The sequence below is a fragment of the Roseibium sp. QJM3NY_11 genome (assembly GCF_056173175.1).
In genome coordinates, this window is record NZ_CM149660.1 from 4788561 (window position 1) to 4808700 (window position 20140).

General features: G+C 61.5%; 22 protein-coding genes. 9 read left to right on the forward strand and 13 right to left on the reverse strand.

Annotated features, from left to right (window positions below; all coding sequences use genetic code 11):
- Positions 1-195: 195 nt before the first annotated feature.
- Together AC0VX3_RS21935 and fabI are read right to left on the reverse strand one after the other, a co-directional pair.
- The gene (locus AC0VX3_RS21935; protein WP_475522299.1) at positions 196-840 is read right to left on the reverse strand and encodes a histidine phosphatase family protein; all 645 of its coding nucleotides are present in this window, start codon (positions 838-840) and stop codon (positions 196-198) included.
- Positions 841-889: 49 nt separating this feature from the next.
- On the reverse strand, positions 890-1708 hold the full coding sequence (fabI, locus tag AC0VX3_RS21940) for an enoyl-ACP reductase FabI (protein WP_348142031.1): 819 nt from the start codon (positions 1706-1708) through the stop codon (positions 890-892).
- A 170-nt stretch (positions 1709-1878) separates the two neighbouring features.
- Between fabI and AC0VX3_RS21945 the strand changes: the two genes are divergently transcribed.
- The 3 genes from AC0VX3_RS21945 to AC0VX3_RS21955 all read left to right on the forward strand — a co-directional run bounded on the left by AC0VX3_RS21945 (position 1879) and on the right by AC0VX3_RS21955 (position 6580).
- A complete protein-coding gene (locus tag AC0VX3_RS21945) occupies positions 1879-3291 on the forward strand; it encodes an FAD-binding oxidoreductase (RefSeq protein ID WP_475522300.1) in 1413 nt (470 codons plus the stop codon).
- Between the two features lie 991 nt (positions 3292-4282).
- The gene (dnaA, locus tag AC0VX3_RS21950) at positions 4283-5746 is read left to right on the forward strand and encodes a chromosomal replication initiator protein DnaA (protein ID WP_475522301.1); all 1464 of its coding nucleotides are present in this window, start codon (positions 4283-4285) and stop codon (positions 5744-5746) included.
- Between the two features lie 402 nt (positions 5747-6148).
- On the forward strand, positions 6149-6580 hold the full coding sequence (locus AC0VX3_RS21955; RefSeq protein WP_475522302.1) for a glyoxalase superfamily protein: 432 nt from the start codon (positions 6149-6151) through the stop codon (positions 6578-6580).
- Positions 6581-6694: 114 nt separating this feature from the next.
- Here AC0VX3_RS21955 and AC0VX3_RS21960 read toward each other — a convergent pair whose 3' ends face one another.
- Both AC0VX3_RS21960 and AC0VX3_RS21965 read right to left on the reverse strand, forming a co-directional pair.
- On the reverse strand, positions 6695-7558 hold the full coding sequence (locus AC0VX3_RS21960; RefSeq protein ID WP_475522303.1) for a class I SAM-dependent methyltransferase: 864 nt from the start codon (positions 7556-7558) through the stop codon (positions 6695-6697).
- Positions 7559-7672: 114 nt separating this feature from the next.
- The gene (locus AC0VX3_RS21965; RefSeq protein ID WP_475522304.1) at positions 7673-8431 is read right to left on the reverse strand and encodes an SOS response-associated peptidase; all 759 of its coding nucleotides are present in this window, start codon (positions 8429-8431) and stop codon (positions 7673-7675) included.
- A 120-nt stretch (positions 8432-8551) separates the two neighbouring features.
- Between AC0VX3_RS21965 and AC0VX3_RS21970 the strand changes: the two genes are divergently transcribed.
- Both AC0VX3_RS21970 and AC0VX3_RS21975 read left to right on the forward strand, forming a co-directional pair.
- Entirely contained in the window at positions 8552-9064 is a 513-nt protein-coding gene (locus AC0VX3_RS21970; protein ID WP_348150739.1) for a hypothetical protein, read from the forward strand.
- A gap of 99 nt (positions 9065-9163) precedes the next feature.
- Positions 9164-9589: an NUDIX hydrolase gene (locus AC0VX3_RS21975; protein WP_475522305.1), complete on the forward strand. Its 426-nt coding sequence runs from the start codon at positions 9164-9166 to the stop codon at positions 9587-9589.
- A gap of 23 nt (positions 9590-9612) precedes the next feature.
- On the opposite strand, the gene AC0VX3_RS21980 is transcribed toward AC0VX3_RS21975, so the two are convergent.
- The 8 genes from AC0VX3_RS21980 to AC0VX3_RS22015 form a co-directional block, all read right to left on the reverse strand.
- Complete coding sequence (locus tag AC0VX3_RS21980; RefSeq protein ID WP_475522306.1) at positions 9613-10416, reverse strand: ABC transporter permease; 804 nt, start codon at positions 10414-10416, stop codon at positions 9613-9615.
- On the reverse strand, positions 10413-11147 hold the full coding sequence (locus tag AC0VX3_RS21985; protein ID WP_475522307.1) for an ABC transporter ATP-binding protein: 735 nt from the start codon (positions 11145-11147) through the stop codon (positions 10413-10415). Before AC0VX3_RS21985 ends, AC0VX3_RS21980 begins: the two co-directional genes overlap by 4 nt.
- Before the next feature lie 30 nt (positions 11148-11177).
- Positions 11178-11621 (reverse strand): hypothetical protein, encoded by a 444-nt coding sequence (locus AC0VX3_RS21990; RefSeq protein WP_475522308.1) that lies wholly within the window; start codon positions 11619-11621, stop codon positions 11178-11180.
- Positions 11618-12250: an ABC transporter ATP-binding protein gene (locus tag AC0VX3_RS21995; RefSeq protein ID WP_475522309.1), complete on the reverse strand. Its 633-nt coding sequence runs from the start codon at positions 12248-12250 to the stop codon at positions 11618-11620. The genes AC0VX3_RS21990 and AC0VX3_RS21995 overlap by 4 nt, the downstream gene beginning before the upstream one ends.
- The gene (locus AC0VX3_RS22000; protein WP_475522310.1) at positions 12247-12993 is read right to left on the reverse strand and encodes an ABC transporter permease; all 747 of its coding nucleotides are present in this window, start codon (positions 12991-12993) and stop codon (positions 12247-12249) included. The genes AC0VX3_RS21995 and AC0VX3_RS22000 overlap by 4 nt, the downstream gene beginning before the upstream one ends.
- Before the next feature lie 6 nt (positions 12994-12999).
- The gene (locus AC0VX3_RS22005) at positions 13000-14040 is read right to left on the reverse strand and encodes an ABC transporter substrate-binding protein (protein WP_475522311.1); all 1041 of its coding nucleotides are present in this window, start codon (positions 14038-14040) and stop codon (positions 13000-13002) included.
- Between the two features lie 39 nt (positions 14041-14079).
- Positions 14080-15051, reverse strand: coding sequence for a PQQ-dependent catabolism-associated beta-propeller protein (locus AC0VX3_RS22010; RefSeq protein WP_342894392.1), 972 nt, complete (start codon positions 15049-15051; stop codon positions 14080-14082).
- Between the two features lie 61 nt (positions 15052-15112).
- Entirely contained in the window at positions 15113-16321 is a 1209-nt protein-coding gene (locus AC0VX3_RS22015; protein ID WP_475522312.1) for an ABC transporter substrate-binding protein, read from the reverse strand.
- Positions 16322-16431: 110 nt separating this feature from the next.
- Here AC0VX3_RS22015 and AC0VX3_RS22020 point away from each other — a divergent pair, with 110 nt between their 5' ends.
- The 4 genes from AC0VX3_RS22020 to AC0VX3_RS22035 are packed head-to-tail and all read left to right on the forward strand — an operon-like array spanning position 16432 to position 19309.
- Positions 16432-16947 carry a DUF3280 domain-containing protein gene (locus AC0VX3_RS22020; protein ID WP_475522313.1) on the forward strand — a complete coding sequence of 172 codons (516 nt, stop codon included), beginning with the start codon at positions 16432-16434 and terminating at the stop codon, positions 16945-16947.
- 7 nt (positions 16948-16954) lie between these two features.
- Positions 16955-17497 (forward strand): SRPBCC family protein, encoded by a 543-nt coding sequence (locus tag AC0VX3_RS22025; protein ID WP_475522314.1) that lies wholly within the window; start codon positions 16955-16957, stop codon positions 17495-17497.
- A complete protein-coding gene (locus AC0VX3_RS22030) occupies positions 17475-18491 on the forward strand; it encodes a YncE family protein (protein ID WP_475522315.1) in 1017 nt (338 codons plus the stop codon). Before AC0VX3_RS22025 ends, AC0VX3_RS22030 begins: the two co-directional genes overlap by 23 nt.
- Positions 18464-19309, forward strand: a complete 846-nt coding sequence (locus AC0VX3_RS22035; protein ID WP_475522316.1) for a quinoprotein dehydrogenase-associated SoxYZ-like carrier — start codon at positions 18464-18466, stop codon at positions 19307-19309. The genes AC0VX3_RS22030 and AC0VX3_RS22035 overlap by 28 nt, the downstream gene beginning before the upstream one ends.
- A 63-nt stretch (positions 19310-19372) precedes the next feature.
- On the opposite strand, the gene AC0VX3_RS22040 is transcribed toward AC0VX3_RS22035, so the two are convergent.
- Positions 19373-19894: a PQQ-dependent catabolism-associated CXXCW motif protein gene (locus tag AC0VX3_RS22040; protein WP_475525230.1), complete on the reverse strand. Its 522-nt coding sequence runs from the start codon at positions 19892-19894 to the stop codon at positions 19373-19375.
- Positions 19895-20140: the final 246 nt, after the last annotated feature.

Consider the following 20140-nt stretch of genomic DNA (forward strand, 5'->3'; position numbering starts at 1 on the left):
AAGCCACCAGATCAGAGAGATCCGTGTCTGCATTGGCATTCATACGCATGACCCGGCGGATCCCGATCAGGGCGCACGTCCGTAATTCGGTCAACTTTACGTGTCCGCGTCTGAAGGGAACCTTGTGCCGACATCGATGCCCGTCGGCGCCGGTTCTCATGAACCTGCGCCCCATGCTGATGGAAATCCGGCGCTTCAGACGGCGATAAACTGCCCGTCCCGCCAGACAAAAACCTTGTCCTGGGGGACGTCGAGCCTGGGCACCGAGGCTTTGTCCCGGCCTTCCAGCAGGCCACGCACGGCCCTGAAGACGCCACCATGGGAGACCACGACGGCGGGCCTGTCGACGGATTTCAGCCAGCCGCCGATCCGCTCCGTCAGCATTTCATAGCTTTCCCCGCCAGGCGGAACGAAGCCCCATTTGTCGGCCCGGCGCTGCAGCAGCAGATCCTGTTCCTTGTCTGCCAGTTCCTCCAGCGTGAAGCCTTCCCAGGCGCCGAAGGTAATCTCCTTCAGCCGGTCCTCGAGCCGGTAGGACGCCGGCTCCAGTCCCAGGGCACCGCGCAGAAGTTCCATCGTGGAACGGGTCCGGCCGAGTGGCGAGGCGACAAAATCGAGCGTTTGCGGATCGATGCCCTGCCCGGCCAGATAGGTCATCAGGCGGGCACCATTGCCGGCCGCCTGGCCTTCGCCGGTCGCGTTCAGAGGAATGTCCTTGCGTCCCTGCATCCGACCTTCGAAATTCCAGTCGGTCTGACCGTGCCGCACGAAGATCATCAGATCCGGAACAGCAACTTTAGGCAGCAGGGAGGGATCCGGCGAGGTCGGAACGGAAGTCATGTGGTTTACCTGTGAGAGCAGAGCGCCGGCGGCGTCGCCGGCACACTCGTCAGTCCTTGACGACCGAGATATCCGGAGCGTCGACCGCCTTCATGCCGACGATGTTGTAACCGCAATCCACATGCTGGATTTCGCCGGTCACACCGCGGCCGAGATCGGACAGGAGGAACAGCGCACCGTCGCCGACCTCTTCGATGGTGACCGTCCTGCGCAAGGGTGAATTGTACTCGTTCCACTTGAGAATGTACCGGAAATCGCCGATGCCGGATGCCGCCAGCGTCTTGATCGGCCCGGCGGAGATTGCGTTGACGCGAATGTTCTGCGGTCCGAGGTCCATGGCGAGATACTTCACGCTCGTTTCCAGAGCCGCCTTGGCAACACCCATGACGTTGTAATGCGGCATGACCTTCTCGGCGCCATAGTAGGTCAATGTCAGAATGGAGCCGCCGTCGGACATCAGTTTTTCAGCGCGTTGCGTCACCGCCACCAGGGAATAGCAGGAGATGTCCATGGTGCGGGCGAAGTTGTCGGAACTCGTTTCGACGAAGCGGCCAGTCAGTTCGGCCTTGTCCGAAAAGGCAACGGCATGAACGAGGAAATCGATCTTGCCCCACTTGTCTTCCAGGTTCTTGAAAACTGCGTCGACGGACGCGGAATCGGTCACGTCGCAATGTCCGGCAACGAAAGCGCCAAGCTGATCGGCAAGCGGTTCAACGCGTTTTTTCAGGGCATCGCCCTGATAGGTGAGCGCCAGTTCGGCTCCCGCGTCGGCCAGTGCTTTGGCAATACCCCAGGCAATCGACTTGTTGTTTGCCACGCCCATGATCAGGCCACGTTTGCCGTTCATCAGTCCGCGCGTTTCCGCCATCGTCATCTCCGAAAAGGATTCCAGTTCCACCCGAACGGGCTGGCATCCTATGGCACAAGGGATTTGTTCCCACAAGAGACCCGGCGACGGAATGAAGCGTCGACGCGCGCCCATCGAGACACTATGTTGGCGCCCGAATTTCTCCGTTAATCTGCACGAGGACCCCGCTCATGGAGCGCTCTCCCCACGCCGCCCGTTTTGCCGAACTGATCGGCGCGGCCAACGTTCTGACCAGCCCGGACGACCAGGCGCCCTACCTGAGAGAATGGCGCGACCTGTACCAGGGTGTCACGCCCGTTGTGCTGCGCCCCGGCACCACGCAGGAAGTCGCGCAGGTCATGACCTACGCCTATGAGAATGATCTCAAGATCGTTCCGCAAGGCGGCAACACAGGTCTTGTCGGCGGCCAGATTCCGCAGGAAACCGGGGAAGAAATCGTGTTGTCGCTGTCCCGCCTCAACCGGATCCGCGATGTCGATCCCGTCGGCTTCACCATCACCGCCGAGGCCGGCGTGGTCCTCGAAGCTCTGCAAAACGAAGCTGAAAAGGCGGAGCGGCTGTTCCCGCTTTCGCTCGGCGCGCAGGGGTCCTGCCAGATCGGCGGCAACATTTCGACCAATGCCGGCGGCACCGCCGTCCTCGCCTACGGCAACACCCGGGATCTGGTGCTCGGGCTCGAAGTCGTGCTGCCGAACGGAGAGATCTGGAACGGTCTCAGGACCCTTCGCAAAGACAATACCGGTTATGATTTGAAACAATTGTTTATCGGTGGCGAAGGCACTTTGGGGATCATTACCGCCGCTTCGCTGAAACTCTTTCCAAAGCCCAGGAAGCTGGAAGCCGCCTTTGTCGGGCTGCCCGATCCGCACGCGGCGCTGAAGCTGTTCACGCTGGCAAAGGCAGAGGCTGGACCGGTGCTGACCGGGTTCGAGATCATGCCGCGCGTCGGTGTCGAATTCTGTCTGAAACACCTGGAAGGCGCGCGTGATCCCCTTGAAGGGTCGCATCCCTGGTACGTCCTGATGGAACTGTCCAGCGGCTCGGATGCCTTTCCGGTCCGCGACCTCATGGAAAGCGTCCTCGGCAACGCCTTCGAGGACGGGCTGGTGGAGGATGCCGCCTTCGCGCAGAACCTGTCCCAGGTGCAGGACTTCTGGCACATTCGCCACGGCATGTCGGAAGTGCAGAAGCCGGAGGGCGGTTCGATCAAGCATGACGTTTCCGTTCCGGTCGCCTCCATACCCGAATTTCTCGACAAGGCGATGGCGGCGGTGGAGGCTTTCGTTCCGGGCTGCCGCCCTGTCCCGTTCGGCCATATCGGCGATGGCAACATACACTTCAATGTCAGCCAGCCGGTTGGCGCCGACAAGGACGCCTATCTTGCCAAATGGGACGAGATGAACACCATCGTGCATGACATCGTCGGCGAGTTCGGCGGCAGTATTTCGGCCGAGCACGGGATCGGCCGTCTCAAGAAAGACCTGCTCAGGCAGGCAAAGTCAGAAATCGAGCTCGACCTGATGCAGCGGATCAAGACCGCTTTCGATCCCAAGGGCCTCCTGAACCCCGGCCGGGTCCTGTGATCCTGCCTGCAGCCTGATTGGCCAGACCGGGGGCGGCTGCCTCGCGAAAGCAAGGCAGCCGCCCCTGGTCTGCCGGTCGATCCGTTCAGCTTGTCCGGCCTGCCAAGTGAAGTATCTTCGGTATCCTTGACATGACCTCGAATTACTTCAGGTCTGTTATGGGAACTGGCTGATATCCGTGCTTTCTCGACGCGCCGCGCCGAAGGGCCGGGGACACTTCCAAATCAATTGTCGGAATTGACATGTTGCCAGAAAAAAGCGCCGGGCCCGGCTTCGGCCGGCACCGGCCTTTCCTGATGACAGTGAAGCATTCGCTTTCGGAACCCGTTCCAGCTTTCTGATCCGCCAGCGGTTTATGCAAGACGGCCTGCGCCGATCAAACCTGATCGATCGGTCAAAACCGCCGCAACGCCTTCCGGGTTTTCCGCGACTTCCACAGCGTGTTGACGCTCCTGAATCGGTTCACAGCCTTGCTGAGGCCAGGAATCAGGCCGTGGCGGGATCGGGGTGCCCGGCGCGTACTTGGAATAAATACCATGCAATTTTGCAGCGAAAAAATTCTTGCCTCGTCGGATTTTACTATTTTTTCATCAAGCGTTTGAAAACCCGCAGAAAAATATTCTTAAAAGTTAATTTTTTCCTAACGTTATTTACACGCCATCAGGCACAACCAAATCATCGGAAGGAAAACATCACAATCAAAACCATCACAATTCGCCGACATCAGAGCAATGTCAGAATTGCTATGTAAAATTTACATGAAAGGCGACCAACATCTACAGATGTTACAATACGAAACGTCTATGAAGTCATAAGAATAAGCTATTTGTAAATATGGTAAGTAAAAAGTTAACGTGATCTCATAGGCGTCAAAAGCCATACGGTCAGAAGGCCGGATAAAAGCAAACGAGCAGTGAAGGCGGACAATTGCTGCTCACACACAGTGCACGTGGGGGGACTGAACCATCCGGTCCCTCAAATGGAGGCCTCAATGCAGGTTCAGAACTTAGCCGGTTCGGATCAATGGGATCGCGTCAAGAAGGAACTGAGGATAGAACTCGGTGAAGACGCCTTTTCCAACTGGTTCGGCAGAGTCAATCACGAGGAGACCACAGGTGATGCGGTACGCCTGTCGGTTCCGACACGTTTTCTGAAAAACTGGATCCAGAGCAACTACGAAAAACAGCTTGTCGGCCTCTGGAAACGCGAACAGGTCGATATCAATCGCATTGAATTGACGGTGCGCGGCGCCTTGCGGCCCCGCCAGGTCAAGGCCGGAATTTCACCCAAACCGATGACGGTGCGCCGCATCAGCGGCCGTCCCGGACCGTTTTCCAGCACGCCCCAGTTCGGCGGCGCCGCCGGCGCTTCCATGATCCCCTGTCTCGCGGACACCGGTGAGGAAGCCGCCCTGGATTTCCTGAATGGCGCGGCGCTCAATCCGAAACTGACCTTCGACACCTTTGCCGAGGGGGCTTCGAACAGTCTCGCCTGCGCAGCCGTCCGCCAGATGGCTGCCGGCCATCAGGGCACGCTGGACATTCTCTATATCCATTCCTCGACCGGCATCGGCAAGACCCACCTGCTGCAGGCCGCGGCGCTCGAGGCGCGCAAGACAGGGCGGCATGTCGCCTACCTGTCCGCCGAATTCTTCATGTACCACCTGGTGCCGGCACTGCGTACGCCCGCGTTCCCGGTTCTGCGCCAGGCCATGAGATCCATTGACCTGCTCCTTGTCGACGACCTTCAGTTCCTGCACGGCAAGCAGGCCCAGGATGAATTCAGCAAGACCCTCGAAATGCTGATGGAAGCCCCGTCCCAGATCATCATGGCAGCGGACCGCCCCCCCGAGCAGCTCGACACGCTTTGCGAAAGAATGCGCAGCCGGGTTCAGAAAGGAGAGGTCGTCAGCATACAGGCAACCGACTATGCCCTGCGCCACGACATTCTGGAAAAGCGCATTTCGGCGGCCCGCCGGACCCATCCGGGTTTCTCCGTGCCCGATGACGTCGCCGATCATATCGCGCGGTACGTGATTTCGTCGGCCCGGGATCTGGAAGGTGCCCTGAACAGGCTGTTCGCCCACAACCAGCTGACCAAACAGCCGGTGACGATGGACCTGGCCGAAAAGACACTGCACGATCTGGTGCGGATCGGCGAACCGCGCTCCATCAAGGTGGAAGATATCCAGCAAGTGGTGTGCAAGCATTTCAGCGTGACCAAGGCCGACCTCCTGTCCGCCTGCCGGGCCCGGGTTCTGGTCCGTCCACGCCAGATCGCGATGTACATCGCCAAGGTGATGACCGGCAGGTCGCTTCCGGAAATCGGACGCCGGTTCGGCAACCGGGACCACACCACCGTCCTGCACGCGGTCCGCAAGATAGAGGCCATGACGAAGAAGGATGCGGCCGTTGCCCAGGAGATCGAGCTGCTGAAGCGGCTGGTCCATTCCTGACCCGTTTTCCGGGGATCCCCCTCCTCCCCGGCGACCGGCGGCATCGGGCACGCCCGCTGCCGCAGCCTGTTCCGGCATTTTTCGGAACGGTGACATGTCCCGGTTTTCGCAAACCGGGATGCGCCCGGCGGTAGCGCCGCCGGGCCTTCAAAATAACCTCCTCTCCTTGAAGCCGCGGTTGCGGCTTCTTTTTTGTTCCGTTGACAGCGGAATGCCGCGCCCCTATTGATCTGGCTGGCTAGAGAGAGCCGGCCGCCCGCGGGCCCTGCCCCTGGTGAATTCTCTCGCGCAGGCAATTCTGCGATCGTGCCGACCTTCACCGGAATGTGCAGGCTGATGGCAATGCGGGCTCCATGACAGGCAATTGCCTGAGTACCTGCCTTTCCCGGAAAGGTAACCATCATGACGCTTCCCAGCATTGCCCAGCTCAAGAGCCAGGCAAAACGCCTGAGATCCGCCCTTGCCGCCAAAGGGCAGACACTGTCCCACAGCCAGGCGCTTGAACTTCTGTCCGCCCAACATGGTTTCAAGGACTGGAACACCGCCAGCGCGACCGCCTCGCGGCCCAACCGGATGACCATTGCCGTGGGGGACCGGGTGGCGGGCTCCTACATGAAGCAGCCCTTCGAGGGCGAGGTCCTGTCGCTCTCAAGGGTCGGTCCGGCCGGACACTACCGGGTGACCCTGCAATTCGACACCGCTGTCGACGTGGTGACGTTCGACAGCTTCTCCGCCTATCGCAGCCGCGTGTCCTGTCTCATCGATGCGGACGGCATCGCCGTCAAGAGAACCTCGGACGGCGAACCCTATCTCAGGCTGCAACGGACGGAGTAGCCGGTCACACGGAGCGGGATCCGGCGCGATGCGCAATTCCGGGACATGCCGGACACCCCGCGGCATGCTTCTTCAGGATGGTTCCGCGGGAGATCCCGGTGCCGATCCCTTCCGTTATCCGGAGCGCAACCGGGCCATGACCAGATGGCCGGGGACCGGCTGGCCTTCCTCGTGGCGTACCGTGATCGGGTCCATGGCCAGGATCTCGAAGCCGGCGGCGGCAAGGGCGGAACGGATGTAGCTTTCGCCCTGCGCAAACCGGTTTTTCGGTCCGACCATGAAGGACCGCCCCTGAAGGACCTCCTCCGGCAGGGTTTCGGTCGAAAAGGCCAGAAAACCGTTCGGCACCAGACGGTCGGCGGCCCCTTGCAGGAATGGCTCAACGGCGCCCAGATAGGGCAACACATCGGTGGCGGCGATCAGATCCCAGGTCGGCCGAACGCCATCGTCTTCCTCGAACTCCGCCAGGAACTCGACGGCCTCGCCGACATAAAGGTCATCATAGACCTCCCGGTCAAAGGCGAGTTCCACAATGCGCTCGGACAGGTCGACCCCGGTTCGATGGACCGTGCAGTCGGCAAGTGCAAGGCCCGTCAGGCCGGTGCCGCAGCCCAGGTCCAGGAGCCGGTCGAACGGACCGGCCTCCAGGCGGGCGATCATCTCGCGCACCAGCAGCGGCACGCAGTAACCGAGTTCATCGACCAGGATCTCGTCGAACACGTCCGCATGCTGGTCGAACAGGGTTGCGACATAGGCATCCGGCATTTTTAGAGGTGCCTGCTCTGCCCCGATGGCCGCCAGCCGGATGCTGACGCCGCCGGTGTCCTTCGGGTCCAGCGCAAGCGCCTCCCGGAAAGCGCGTTCGGCGCCTTCGAGGTCTCCGGCCTTCTGCAATCCGAGACCGCGATTGTAAGCCTCGGCAAGTGCCTCGTTTTCGATATCGTCGTCCGAGGACTTCGTCGTGTCGTCGTCAATCATGAATGCTTCCCGGCAGAAATGCGTTCCGGCATCAGGTGCTGCCTGCCGGTGTCGTTGTCCCTGCCCTACCCCGCCACCGAAGCTTTTGCACGACAAAACTGTGCTTTTGTCACGTCAGAAAAGGTCTAGCTGGCTGTCGTCCTCAGCCGTCTTTTGCCGCCGACCCTTGTCCGCGGGTTTTCCGAGGGGGACCGCCATCTCGTCGGCGGCAATCTCGCGCAGCACATCCGGGTCGTCGTTGGCAACCTTGTTCACCCGGGTCGAAACGGGACGCGCCACCAGGAAATCATCCTCGACAGGCACCAGCAGCTTCTCGGCCTCGCGCCGGTCCACATTGGCGACATCCAGCCAGGTGCCGAAATTTTCCCGTTTCAGGATCACCGGCATGCGGTGATGGATCGCGGACATCATCCGGTTGGACTCGATCGTCAGGATGGCGCCCGTGTCCATGTCGCCGCCGTCCGGATCGGACCAGGTCTCCCACAATCCGGCGAAGCCCATGATGTCGCCGTCGGCCGGATGGATCCAGAACGGCTGCTTGCCTTCCGGCGTGCGCCGCCACTCGTAAAAGCCGGAAGCCGGCACCAGACAGCGATGGTGGCGCATGGGATTGCGGAAGGATGGCTTGTGCGACGCGGTCTCCGCGCGGGCGTTGATCAGAAGGGTGAAGGCGGAGGGATCCTTCACCCAGGAAGGGATCAATCCCCAGCGCACAAGGTGAAAGCGGCGCGTCCCGTCCAGGGACTGGCGCACGATGGCGAGCGGCTGCGTCGGCGCAATGTTGTAGCGTGGCGGAAAGTTGGGACGATCCACGTAATCGAAAAAACTGCGCACCGCGTCGGGCGGTGTCGTCAGGGCAAGGCGTCCGCACATGGCTCGCTACTCCGTCTTAATACGGATGCCGGAACATCGTAGTTTTGCTGCAGTCTGGTTAGGCAATTGGAAACAAAAAAGAAGTAGCTTAGCTTACAAGTCAATGACAGGGGGACAGGTATGGAATGTTTGCACCCGGTTCTGGGCGCCGGTGAGCTGGCAGCCGAACTGCTGGAGGAGGCAAACATAAACGCCCAAACCGGCCTTGCCACAGACTATCTCAACCACTTCAACGAAGTGATGATGCTTCTCGAGATGCTGCCTGACATGCCCGATTGCACGGCGGATGTGCTCGAGTGGGAGCCGCTCGACTACGAAGGCCATTTCGAAAACTCGACCTTCAAGGACAAGAACCTCGCCATCCGGGCCTATCATGCGGCCCCCGCTCACTTGCGCGAACATCTGGAAGTGCATGTCGCCGAGATCAACGGCGTGGTCGGCAGCATTCAGGACCAGTTGCGCGCAGCCGCCGACCCGACCCAGGTGGCGGCGGAAATCGCCCACAGGGCGACCCACGAGATCAAGCCCCTGATCGCCTTTGCCGGGGCCATCATCCACGGTCACGTCGAAGCGGAAGCCTCCCAGCACGAGGGCGACGGCGCCCAGGCAGAAATCGACGCGCTGTTTGCTTGAGCAAATCCGCTTGAGACCTGTTCGCCCCGGACCGGGGCGACTATCCTCTGCACAGAATCGCAATCCCGATCGCAACCCCGTCAGATTGCCGAGGATGCCATGTCCAGGTTTTATCCCGACGCCCCCCGTGCCGCCGTCAGTGTCCTGTGTCACCGCGACGGCCGCGCCCTCGTGGTCAGGCGCGGCAAACCGCCCTACAAGGATCACTGGAGCCTGCCGGGCGGATTGATCGAACTCGGAGAAAGCCTTCTTGAGGCGGCCGCGCGGGAACTCCTTGAGGAAACGGGCGTGACCGCGCACCTCGGCGACCCGGTTGAAACCTTCGACTCCATTCAGCGGGACGCGGACGGCCGCGTCGCCACCCATTTCATCCTGACCGTTTTTTGCGGGGCCTATGCCTCGGGAACACCCGCGGCCGGCGACGACGCCGCGGCCCTCGACTGGGTCCTGCCGGACGAATTGCAGGACAGACTGACAACGCCGGGCACAGCGGAGCGGATCCGCAAGCTGCTCGGCGGCACCTGAAACGTCTTCCGGTCACCTTTTGCCTACTTTGGACCGGCCGCGCGGTGCCGCAGCATGCCGCGGGCGGGGTCGTAGCCGATCAGCGCGCCTGTCATGAAAACGGCGAAGGACAGGGCAACCCACACGAGCGCCGCGCCGTTGAATTGCCCGTACAGCGAAAACCTGATCAGTTCGACCGCATAGGTGAACGGATTGAAGGCGCAGATGTCCCTGAGAAGGGGCGAGCTCTCGGCCATCTTCCAGAGCGGGTACAGTGCGCTCGACAGGAAGAACATCGGGAAGATCACGAAGTTCATGACACCGGCGAAATTCTCGAGCTGCCGGATCGTGGAGGAAATGAACAGCCCCAGCGCACCGAGCATGAGGCCGGAGAGAACCAGCGCCGGAAAAAGATAGACATAGCCCATCGCCGGCATGTCGATGCCGAACAGGGCCGCCAGGGCAAGAAACACGTACACCTGCACAATGGACACGATGGTTCCCGCCAGGATCTTGCAAAACAGGAGCCAGCCCCGCGGCAAGGGGCTGGTCAGCAACAGGCGCATGGAGCCCATCTCGCGGTCGTAGACCAGCGACAGCGAGGATTGCATCGCGTTGAACAGCTGGATCATGCCGCACAGGCCGGGCACGATATAGACTTCATAGGTGATGTAGGTCTGGTACGGCGGGATAATGGACAGGCCGAGGGCCGCCCTGAAACCGGCCGCGAACACCACCAGCCACACCATCGGCCGCACCAGGGCGGCGAAAAAGCGGCTTCTCTGATTGATGAACCGCCAGCCCTCGCGGAAGACAATGGCCTGCAGCGCTGTAAGATAGCTCTTCACCCGGCGTCCACCTCTGCCTGTTGCCCGCTGGTCAAGGCCTTGAAGGCGTCCTGAAGACGGCCGCCCGCGCATAGGCTGTCGGCCCGCTCATGCTTGAGGATGCACCCCCGGTGCAGGACGACGACATCGTCCGACGGCCTGATTTCATCGACGAGATGCGTCGCCCAGAAGACAAGCAGCCCGGTCTGGGAAAGGTCGTGGACATGATCGGTGATCGCGATGCGGCTTTCGATATCGAGCCCGACTGTCGGCTCGTCCAGCAGCAGGACCTTCGGTTCATGGATCAGCGCGCGGGCAATCTCCATGCGGCGGCGATGGCCGCCGTTCAGCTCGCGGACCTTCTCTCTTGCGCGCTCGGACATGTCCAAACGCTCCAGGGCCGCGTCGATGCGCTTTTTCGCATGGGCCCCGGACAGGCCCTGCAGGGCGGCGAAATATTTCAGGTTCCACGCCACCGACATGTCCAGATCCAGGGTCGGCTGCTGAAACACCACCCCCAGCGCGGCCAGGGCCTTGCGCGGTTCGCGCGCAAGATCGTGACCCGCGATCCGGATCGAGCCTTCCCGCGTCACGAACAGCCTGGTCAGCAGATTGAAGAGTGTGGATTTGCCGGCGCCATTGGGACCAAGCAGCGCGCAGAACCGCCCTGCTTCAAGGTCGATGGTGACATCATCCAGAGCCATTTTCGGTCCGTAACTGTAGCTGACATTGCGGACCGAAAAAATCGTCATGCGCTCTGCCCCCCCCCCCGGACACCCGGTTTACTGGATGGTGATCTCGACACGCTGGTTCTCACCCGTGGAACCGGGTTGGCGCAGGAAATAGCGGCCGGGCTTGATCGCCAGAAACTCGATCTCCATCGTGCCCTCGTCATCGAACTCGACGCTTTCCAGACCGAACGGGCGGATCTCGAGACCGTTGACGACGACCTCGTTGACCCAGATCGCCCGGAAGAACCCGGACCCTTCGAGGGCCAGTTCCGCACTGCCGTCGGAGACGATTTCAATCTCGTACATGGTCCCGGATTTCAGCACGAGCGGACCGTCGGAAATCGGTTTTCCCGAGGACAGGATCAGGTCGGGCAGCTCTTCCCGGTTCGTCTTGTCCATTATGCCCGCGAACCCGAATTCGTGTGCCTGGACCGGTAGAGACAGGACAAACGCGGCCAGACCGGCGCCCAGAATGCTTTTCAGATTGATTTTCATGATGCTTCCTCCCTTTGAAATTCCATTATCCTGCAATCGGGAACCACTGTTGCCGGGGAGCCCGCAAGTTCAAGTGTCCGGTCCGCAAGCTGGCGGGCCTCGTCCTTTTCGTGGGTGACGAACAGGGTTGCCGGCGCCACTTCCGAAACCAGCGTCCTGGTCAGGGCGATCATGTCCGCCGCCGTCGCCTTGTCCAGCGAAGCGAAGGGTTCGTCCAGGATCAACAGCTCCGGGCGCCCCGCAAAAGCCCTTGCAAGCGACAGGCGCCGTTGCTGACCCAGCGACAGTTGCCTTGGATACATGTCCGCCTTGTCCGCCAGCCCCACCTTGGCGAGCATGTCCCGCGCCGCCGTTTCCTCGAGCCGGGGATGAATGATCAGGATATTGTCGATCGCCCTGCGCCAGAGCAGAAGCGTCGGTTCCTGAAACACGATCGCCATGGCTTCCGGTCGACTGACCGTTCCCTCGAAATCGGGATCTATTCCGGCGACGAGCCGCAACAAGGTGGATTTGCCGATCCCGGACTTGCCCAGAATGGCAAGGCACTGGCCGCGCTGCAGCTCAAAGGCGACATCTTTCAGGACCCGGGTCGGGCCAAAATTCTTGGTCCTGATATCGACCGAGATCATGCCTGCCTCCATGCCTGGACCCGTTTTTCAACGGGCTGCAGCAACAGCCATTCGATTGTCAGCATCAAGGCGATGAAGCTCAGCGAATAGACCAGCACCATGGCGACGTTGAACAGCTGGAAATACAGGTGGATCTGAAACCCGATGCCGTTGGAGCGGCCGAGAAACTCGACAACGAGGACCACCTTCCAGATCACGGCAATGCCGGAACGCGACGCGCCCGCGATATAAGGCGCCAGTTGCGGCACCACGAAGTGGCGCAGATAGGTGACCGGACGGACACGGAAGACCGTCGCCATCGATTTCAGTTCCCGGTCGAGTGCCCGCGCGCCCTCGCGGATGATCGTCGCTACGCCGGGGATCTTGTTGAGCGCGACCGCCGCGACCGCCGCGGTCTCGTTCAGACCGATCCACAGGTAACACAGCACGATCAGAACGAGGGCCGGCAGGTTCAGGAACACCACCAGCCACGGGTCCAGCCATTTGTCGAGTTCGGGGCGCGTTCCCATCAGGAACCCGAGAACGATGCCCACTGCAAGGGCGATGATGAAGGCGGCGATCACCCGCGCGACCGTCATCGTCAGATGATAGGCCAGTTCTCCCGACATCAGCTCCTGCCAGAACGGCTGCACCAGCGCAGCCGGTGACGGCAGGACCGTCGGGTCGTTGCCAATCGCTGCCAGGAGGAACCAGGCGCACAGGAACGCCGTCAGGGAAATCGCGCGGATGATCGGCGTCGCCAAGGGCTTCTACTCGAGTTCTGCGAACAGGCCGGGCGGCAATTCCCGGGCGCCGCCGACAAGTTTCTCGCCGCCAAGACTGACCATCAGGCTGAAGAATGTTGCCGCACCATCCTCGTCGATATTTCCCGGAGCCGGGATGCCCGCCCTGAAATCCCGACGAAGCGCCTCGAAGGCCGCATCGGACTTCGCGTTCATGCGCGGCCGCAGAACCTCCCAGGCAGCATCGTCCCTTGCCAGCAGATCTTTCGCGGCCCGCGACGCGCCATAAAGTGCACTGGCCATCTGCGGGTTTTCGCGCAGATAGCTATCCTTGAGCACATAGCCCAGCAGCGGAATGTCCGGATCGAGGCCGAGTGCGGTCGCGGCGGTTTCGACGGATATCAGTTCCCGCATGCCGGCGGCCTTCATCTTGGCCAGGAAATGCCAGAAATTTATGGCCCCGGCCGTGTCGCCGCCCAGACCGGCCTTGAAGATCAGCGGCGGCGCACCGAACACCTGTTCGGTCTCGGCGGCCAGATCAAAACCATATTCCTTCTTCGCGTAGGCTTGCAGGATGAGCCAGCTTTTGTCGACCGGCCCGCCGGCGATACCTATCTTTTGGCCGCGCAGGTCCTTCAAGGTCGTCGCCGTGCTGTCCCCGGGCACCACCAGCCCGCCGACGGCCCTGGAATAGGGAACGAACACATAGTCCTTGCCGGCAGCGCGCTGCCTGGCGACCCAGATCCAGTCGGCGACCGCCAGGTCGGCCTCGCCGCCTTCGAGAGCGACCCGTGTCGCACCATTGTCGGCATAGTGCACGACGGAGAGTTCGAACCCGTTTTCGGTGTCGAAGCCATTCCGCTTGATGGTGTCCAGTTCCCAGTTGACGGTCCCGATCTTGAGAACCGCGGCACGAAGGACAGGCAGGTCCGAGGCAGAGGCCCTTGTCGCGGGGGACAGCGCAAGCGCAAGGCTCGCGCACAGCAGGCCCCCGAGGATCCGCCGCCTGTGCGTCCGTCCGGCGAGAAATCGCCGTATTTTCGAGACCGCGGTTTGCTGCCTGTGCATCTGGAACCCTTCCAATTTCATTTTGCGTTGACCGCCGGATCAGTCAGGTGCGACCACGACCCCCCAGGGCTGCTGTCCGACCTGGATCGACTTTACCGCTTCCTGTTCGGCGACATCGATCACGGTGATGTCGTTCGAGTTGCCGTTGGTCGTCAACAGGTATTGTTCGCCCGGTGTGAACTCGAGCTGCCAGACACGCTGGCCGACAAGTATATAGCGAACCACCTCGTTGCTGGCGGCGTCAATGACCGCGACCCGGTTCGCCGGCCCGAGGGCCACGAACAGCCACTTGTTGTCCGACGTGATCCGCATGCCGACCGGCTGCAGCCACTCGGGCTGGACGCCGGCAACCTCGAACCCGATCTTCTTGACCAGTTCGGGACCGGCCTCGCCAAGCATGTCGATGACGGACACCGTTCCGCCGATTTCCGAACTGACGTAAAGCGTCTTGCCGTCATTGGTGAAACGGGCGTAGCGCGGGCGCTGGTCCACCAGCACGTTGTGCTTGATCTGGTAGTCTTCGGTGGCGATGAAATGCGCCATGTTCGTCGTCTCGGACGTGTTGACCACAAACCGCACATCGGGGCTGACCGCCATGCCCTCGGGTTCGACACCGACGGGAACCTCCGCGACCACCGTCTTTTTGGCGGTATCGACGACGGTGACCAGATTGTCGTCCTCGTTGGAGACATACAGCGTGCTGCCGTCCGGGCTGATGACGAACAGTTCCGGGTCGGGACCGGACGGCAGGGACCACAGGAATTCGTAGGTATCGGTATCGAACACCTTGATGGTGTCGTCGTCGGATGCGCACACGTAAAGATGCTTGCCGTCCGGGCTGATGCCGATGCCCCTTGGCCGGTTGCCGGCGGGGAATTCGGCGATCTGTTCCCAGGTTGCGCTGTCGACGACGGTCACCGTGTTGCCGCGCTCGTTGCTCACGAACACCTTGTTCGCGACCGCCGGACCGGAAACCAGAAGACTGCCGGCCAGCAGGAGCGCAGGCGCCATGCGTCCAAAAAGGGAAGGTGTTGGCGAAAGTTTTCGAAGGTGCCGCATCATTTCCGGTCTCTCAATTCTTGAATGCCTCACAGGCGGATTCCGCTTCATCAATGCCGAGACTGTCCAGGGGGGACCGGTGGTGCAGATAGCCGTCCTGCGGGGATACGCTGACCGTGATCTTGCTGTCGGTGAGAAGAACCGGCTGGCGCATCTGTCCGTTCCAGGCCCGAAAGGTGACTTTCTGCCCCTTGAAGGCGGCGAGTTCGAACGCGTCGCTCAGAATATAGTCTTTGAGAACTTGCGGATCGTCGCTCCGTGCGCGCGTGACCGCTTCGCCGATGACGCGCAGCGCGACCCAGGCATTGTAGTCTTCCGGCTTGATGTACCGGCCGCTCTGTTTTTCGAACCGGCGTTGGAACTGGGTCGCTCCCCAGGCTTCATGGGCGGCGTGAAAGGTCACCGGGCGCAGTCCGCCGGATCCGGCGACCGGACGCGGCGTCCAGGCATGGAAGGGAAGGTAGAGCGCGAACACGTCGCTCTCGTCCGCCGCGACGATGACATCATGCTCGTCGGCCTCCTGGGTGAAGACCGGTATCTGGCGCTGCACCAGCACATGGCCGCTGTCGGCCCGACGCGATCCGCCGGTATCCTCGAACACCCGCTCCTCGACGATCCTCGCACCGAATTTCTTCGCTGCCCGGCGATAGGCTTCCGCGAGTTTCACGTCGCGGGGATTGGAACCCTCGACCAAGAACCAGCGCGGCCATTTCTTCCACATCAGGAACTGGGCGAGCGCGTCCGCGAGCATGGCTCGGCTGGGGGCGACGTGCAGCAGGTTCTCCCGACACTGCGCGTCCCGCAGAGCGGTTTCCGGAGCGCCCGCGTTTAAGACGAGGACACCTGGACCGGCGAGATCCGCCACCTTCAGGACATCCTCGCCGCGCCCGATCACCACGATAATTTTCAAGCCGTTGCCGATGAACGAGCCGACCGCCTCCTCGATGTCGCCGGGGGCGGACGTCGCGGTTTTCATCGAGAATGCGTGCCCCAGGAAGGAACCGGTCGTCTGATTGTCCTCGTTGCCGAGCCCGGCACCGGCGAACCCCAGATCTTCCGGCTTGCGGTCGTAGCGCGAGACGGGCGCCAGCTCTGGATAATCAACCCGAAGAACACCGACAGTCACGTCAAGAGCCATGGCGGCCTGGATTTTTGCGAAAGGAAAAAATCCGAAAGTGAAAACAAGACAGTACACGCAGATCGCGATCAAAGACTGTACCATGATCCTATCCGTTCCTCCCGGTTCTCAAGAGTGTGCCAAAGCCGCCCTGGGAAAAAAATCGATACTTTAGGCTCTATTGCCGTGCAATTTGAGCGCCCTAAGATATTTGCATGAAGTCGTTCATCACGCTCATTGTTCTGGTCCTGTTCAACGCCGCTGCGCTGGTGGCCAGTGCATCCGCGGAAGGTGTGCCACGCGGCAGCAAGGTGGCCTTTCTCGGCCTCGGTTTCGTCGATCTGTCGACCGAAGGCGCCTACAACGGCGAGAGGGAAGACGAGACCCGTCGTCTCGTGCTTGTGGAGGAGCTTGTCGGACAGCGCTTTCTAGACGAAGGCATGATCCTGGTCGACCTCGCTCCGATTGCCGCCAAACTCGACAATATCGCCAACCCCGGAAACTGTTACGGCTGCGATGTGCGTATGGCGAAAACACTCGGCGCCGACTTCGCACTAACCGGTGCAGTCCACAAGATCTCCAATCTGGTCATCTCCATGAACCTGTTTCTCCGCGACGCGGACACGGGAAAGGTCCTGCGTGCCAGGGCGGTCGACGTTCGCACCAATACCGACCGGTCCTGGAGCCGCGGGATGAACTACATTCTGAAAACCGCGTTCTTCAAGGAATAGACTGACAATGCGCACTGCTCTACGGATCTTCGTCTTCTGTCTGCTGTCTTCGTTCGCGTTTCAGGGCGCGCAGGCACACGGCCCCACCCGTCAGAAAATAACGCTCACGCAAGAGGTCGCCGCTCCGCCCGCCGAAGTCTGGGCTCTAATCGGAAACTTTCAGGACATGAGCTGGCATCCCGCGGTGTTCAGCACGAACGGCGAAGGCGGCAATGCCATTGATGCGACCCGGCTGCTTACGCTCGGACAGGACGGCGGCCCGACCATCGACGAAGTGCTCTACAAGTTCAGCGATGAAAAGATGAGTTATTCCTACCGGATCACCGACGTGAAGGTGGAGGTTCTTCCGGTCACCAACTATTCCTCGCACCTGACGGTCAAGCCGGGGAAAGACGGGGGGTCCCTGGTGGCGTGGCGCGGCGCGTTCTATCGCGGCTATCCCAACAACGATCCGCCGGAGAACCTGAACGACGAAGCCGCGATCGCGGCGGTCACTGCAGTCTACAAGGCCGGCCTTGATGCCCTTCATGAGCGTTTTGCGGGGAACTGAGAAACGCTTTGCCAGCGTTCCTCTGCTGTGCCTCCTCCTGACCATCCCCACGGGCGTTCCGGCGCTCGCGGGGTCTTTTGCCTTTATCACCAATCAGAGCAGTTCCGATCTCAGCGTGCTGGATCTTGAGGGGCGCCGCGAAATCCAGCGGATACCGGTCGAGGGGAAACCCGCCGGCATCGCGGTCAGTTCGGCGCTCAACGCCTTCTACACCGTCAGTCCCGACAGCAAGACCGTGCGGCGGTTTTCCCTTGCCACCTGCGAGGTGCTGGCGCAAACCGAGGTGCAAGGCGGCCCGGTCGGCGTCGCCACGGCGCCGCAGTCAGGTCGTATATTCGTTTCCGACTGGTACAATGCCCGCATCTTCGTGCTCGATGCCGAAAGCCTTGCGGCAATCGGGGAACTGGAGAGCGGGGGAGCGCCGGCCGGGTTGGTCGTCGCCGGGGATGGCAGCTGGCTTGCCTCCGCTGACCGGGATTCAAATCAGGTCTCGATCTTCGATCTGCCGGAAATGACGCTGCGGGCGCGCGTCAGCGTCGGCGAACGGCCGTTCGGCATTGCCGTGGATCCGCAGGGGCGCATCCATGTGGCCAATGTCGGCTCGGATGACATCACGATCATCGATCCGCTGACTGCCAGCGTCACCGCCACGGTGCCGGTCGGGGACCGCCCCTACGGGATCGCCTTCGCCGGCGGGCATGCCTTCACCACCGACCAGTATTCGGATACCGTCAGCGTCTACAGGCTTTCCGACTTCGAACGCGAAGCAACGCTTGATGTCGGAGAGGCCCCCGAAGGCATCGACGTGACAGCGGACGGCAGGCTGATTGTGTCGACCAACTGGTTTTCCAATACGGTCAGCCTGATCGATCCGGTGACACTGGACGTCATCGGCGAAATCGGGACCGGCGACGGCCCGCGCGCCGTCGGGCGTTTCATTCATGAATTTCCGGGAGGAGAGGTTCCATGTCAGGACACACGGCACGCGGAATGAACTGGCCGGCCATGGCGGCCGCCGCCGTCTTTGCGCTGCTGCTGCCGGAGCCGGCGGCTGCTGGCGAGGATACCTGGCCGGACCTTCGTTTTGAACTATACGGCGACCGGTTCCTTGCCGTTTCAAGTGATGTGATCAGCATCGACACCCCTTACCGCACCGCCGATGACGCGCGTACCAAGGTGACCATCCGGCTGGACGCTCCGGATGGACATGTCTTCAGGGAACTTCACCTGATCCTGGATGACAACCCGATGCCGCTTTCCGCCCAGGTATCCTTTACCCGGCCGCTTGCAAGCTTCGAATTCGCCGCCACCATGCGTTTCAATGGTCCGACCCCCGTTCATGCGGTGGCCGAACTGGATAACGGCCAGCTCTTCGTCGCCGAGACCTTCGTGAAGACCTCCGGGCTTGGGGCCTGCTCAGCGCCACCGGGCACCGACCCCGACGAGGCGCTCGCCACATTGGGACAGATGGAACTGATCCTCAGGCCGCTCACGGATTCCGCAAGTCTTGTCCGCAAACGACGCGCGGGCCGGTCCAACGACCTCGCCCTGGACGTGGCCATCAGCCATCCGAGCCATTCGGGCATGCAGAGGGATCAGGTGTCGCTGCTCTACACTCCGATGCGCTATGTGGAGACACTGGACATCGATCTGAACGGTGCCCCCTTCGCCACGATGACCGGCAGCATCTCGTTGAGTGAAAACCCGCAAGTCAGCGTTTCGGTCCCCGAAGGCACCCGGCGCGTCAAGGCGAAGCTGACGGATACCGACGGCTCAACGTCCGAAGTGGAACGCGTGTTGGCGGATTATTGAGCGGGTGTTGCCGGTGACGGTCCGCGCGCTCAAGACATCCGTCTTGCCGGGGTCATTGCCGTGTTATTCGGGCTCCGGCTCGGGCTTGATCTCGACCAACGGAAAGTCCTCGAACGTCCAGCCGTCGGTTCCCTCCGGATACCAGTAGACATTGGCATAGCCGTATTCCAGGGCCCGTCTGGCGGCGTTCCAGGACATCCAGCATTCGTCGAGACAGAAAAACAGCACGGGATGCGCGGCGTCGCCCGCGGTGGCCTTTTCAAGGCCGGACCTGAAATAATCCGCCGTCAGCTCCGCGATCCGTCCGTAACCGACGTTGGGCAGCCACAGACTTCCGGGGATCGACAGACGCGGCTTGTCGCGCCAGATCGTGCCGGCTGGAAGGTTTTTGGGTTTGGGAGCGCGCGGCAACACGTCGATAAAGGCCGTCCCTCCGGCCTGCCAGAGCGCGTGCGCCGCCTCGCTCGAAACAACCGTTCCACCGCTCAGCGTCTCCGGGACCGGGGCCCGGTAGGGTTCTTCACGATAGTCCCGAGGTTCGGGCACGCCTTGCGCGCTCACCGGCGCCGGCCAGGCAGTCATCATCGCGGCGAGCAGGGCGGCGACCACTGCGGCGCGCAAGGTCCTGCCGTTCAGTATTCCAACCGGCAGGAAAGACGACATCGTCACTCCTCCCCGTAATACCAAAGAGCGTTGATTATGACTCATCTGACCGGTCTTGGAGGGTTTTCGGCCAGGAGCACGTCGCAGTGCGATGCGGGGTATCTGACAAGACGTGCGACGCCGTCCGAAAACCTTCCAGGATCGGCCTCCGGTGGACCATTGCCGCGC

Excerpts from the sequence above, each read along its gene's own strand:
- AC0VX3_RS21935 (WP_475522299.1), bottom strand. The coding sequence starts at position 840 with ATGACTTCCGTTCCGACCTCGCCGGATCCCTCCCTGCTGCCTAAAGTT.
- fabI (WP_348142031.1), bottom strand. The coding sequence starts at position 1,708 with ATGGCGGAAACGCGCGGACTGATGAACGGCAAACGTGGCCTGATCATG.
- AC0VX3_RS21945 (WP_475522300.1), top strand. The coding sequence starts at position 1,879 with ATGGAGCGCTCTCCCCACGCCGCCCGTTTTGCCGAACTGATCGGCGCG.
- dnaA (WP_475522301.1), top strand. The coding sequence starts at position 4,283 with ATGCAGGTTCAGAACTTAGCCGGTTCGGATCAATGGGATCGCGTCAAG.
- AC0VX3_RS21955 (WP_475522302.1), top strand. The coding sequence starts at position 6,149 with ATGACGCTTCCCAGCATTGCCCAGCTCAAGAGCCAGGCAAAACGCCTG.
- AC0VX3_RS21960 (WP_475522303.1), bottom strand. The coding sequence starts at position 7,558 with ATGATTGACGACGACACGACGAAGTCCTCGGACGACGATATCGAAAAC.
- AC0VX3_RS21965 (WP_475522304.1), bottom strand. The coding sequence starts at position 8,431 with ATGTGCGGACGCCTTGCCCTGACGACACCGCCCGACGCGGTGCGCAGT.
- AC0VX3_RS21970 (WP_348150739.1), top strand. The coding sequence starts at position 8,552 with ATGGAATGTTTGCACCCGGTTCTGGGCGCCGGTGAGCTGGCAGCCGAA.
- AC0VX3_RS21975 (WP_475522305.1), top strand. The coding sequence starts at position 9,164 with ATGTCCAGGTTTTATCCCGACGCCCCCCGTGCCGCCGTCAGTGTCCTG.
- AC0VX3_RS21985 (WP_475522307.1), bottom strand. The coding sequence starts at position 11,147 with ATGACGATTTTTTCGGTCCGCAATGTCAGCTACAGTTACGGACCGAAA.
- AC0VX3_RS21990 (WP_475522308.1), bottom strand. The coding sequence starts at position 11,621 with ATGAAAATCAATCTGAAAAGCATTCTGGGCGCCGGTCTGGCCGCGTTT.
- AC0VX3_RS21995 (WP_475522309.1), bottom strand. The coding sequence starts at position 12,250 with ATGATCTCGGTCGATATCAGGACCAAGAATTTTGGCCCGACCCGGGTC.
- AC0VX3_RS22005 (WP_475522311.1), bottom strand. The coding sequence starts at position 14,040 with ATGCACAGGCAGCAAACCGCGGTCTCGAAAATACGGCGATTTCTCGCC.
- AC0VX3_RS22010 (WP_342894392.1), bottom strand. The coding sequence starts at position 15,051 with ATGGCGCCTGCGCTCCTGCTGGCCGGCAGTCTTCTGGTTTCCGGTCCG.
- AC0VX3_RS22015 (WP_475522312.1), bottom strand. The coding sequence starts at position 16,321 with ATGGTACAGTCTTTGATCGCGATCTGCGTGTACTGTCTTGTTTTCACT.
- AC0VX3_RS22020 (WP_475522313.1), top strand. The coding sequence starts at position 16,432 with ATGAAGTCGTTCATCACGCTCATTGTTCTGGTCCTGTTCAACGCCGCT.
- AC0VX3_RS22025 (WP_475522314.1), top strand. The coding sequence starts at position 16,955 with ATGCGCACTGCTCTACGGATCTTCGTCTTCTGTCTGCTGTCTTCGTTC.
- AC0VX3_RS22030 (WP_475522315.1), top strand. The coding sequence starts at position 17,475 with ATGAGCGTTTTGCGGGGAACTGAGAAACGCTTTGCCAGCGTTCCTCTG.
- AC0VX3_RS22035 (WP_475522316.1), top strand. The coding sequence starts at position 18,464 with ATGTCAGGACACACGGCACGCGGAATGAACTGGCCGGCCATGGCGGCC.
- AC0VX3_RS22040 (WP_475525230.1), bottom strand. The coding sequence starts at position 19,894 with ATGATGACTGCCTGGCCGGCGCCGGTGAGCGCGCAAGGCGTGCCCGAA.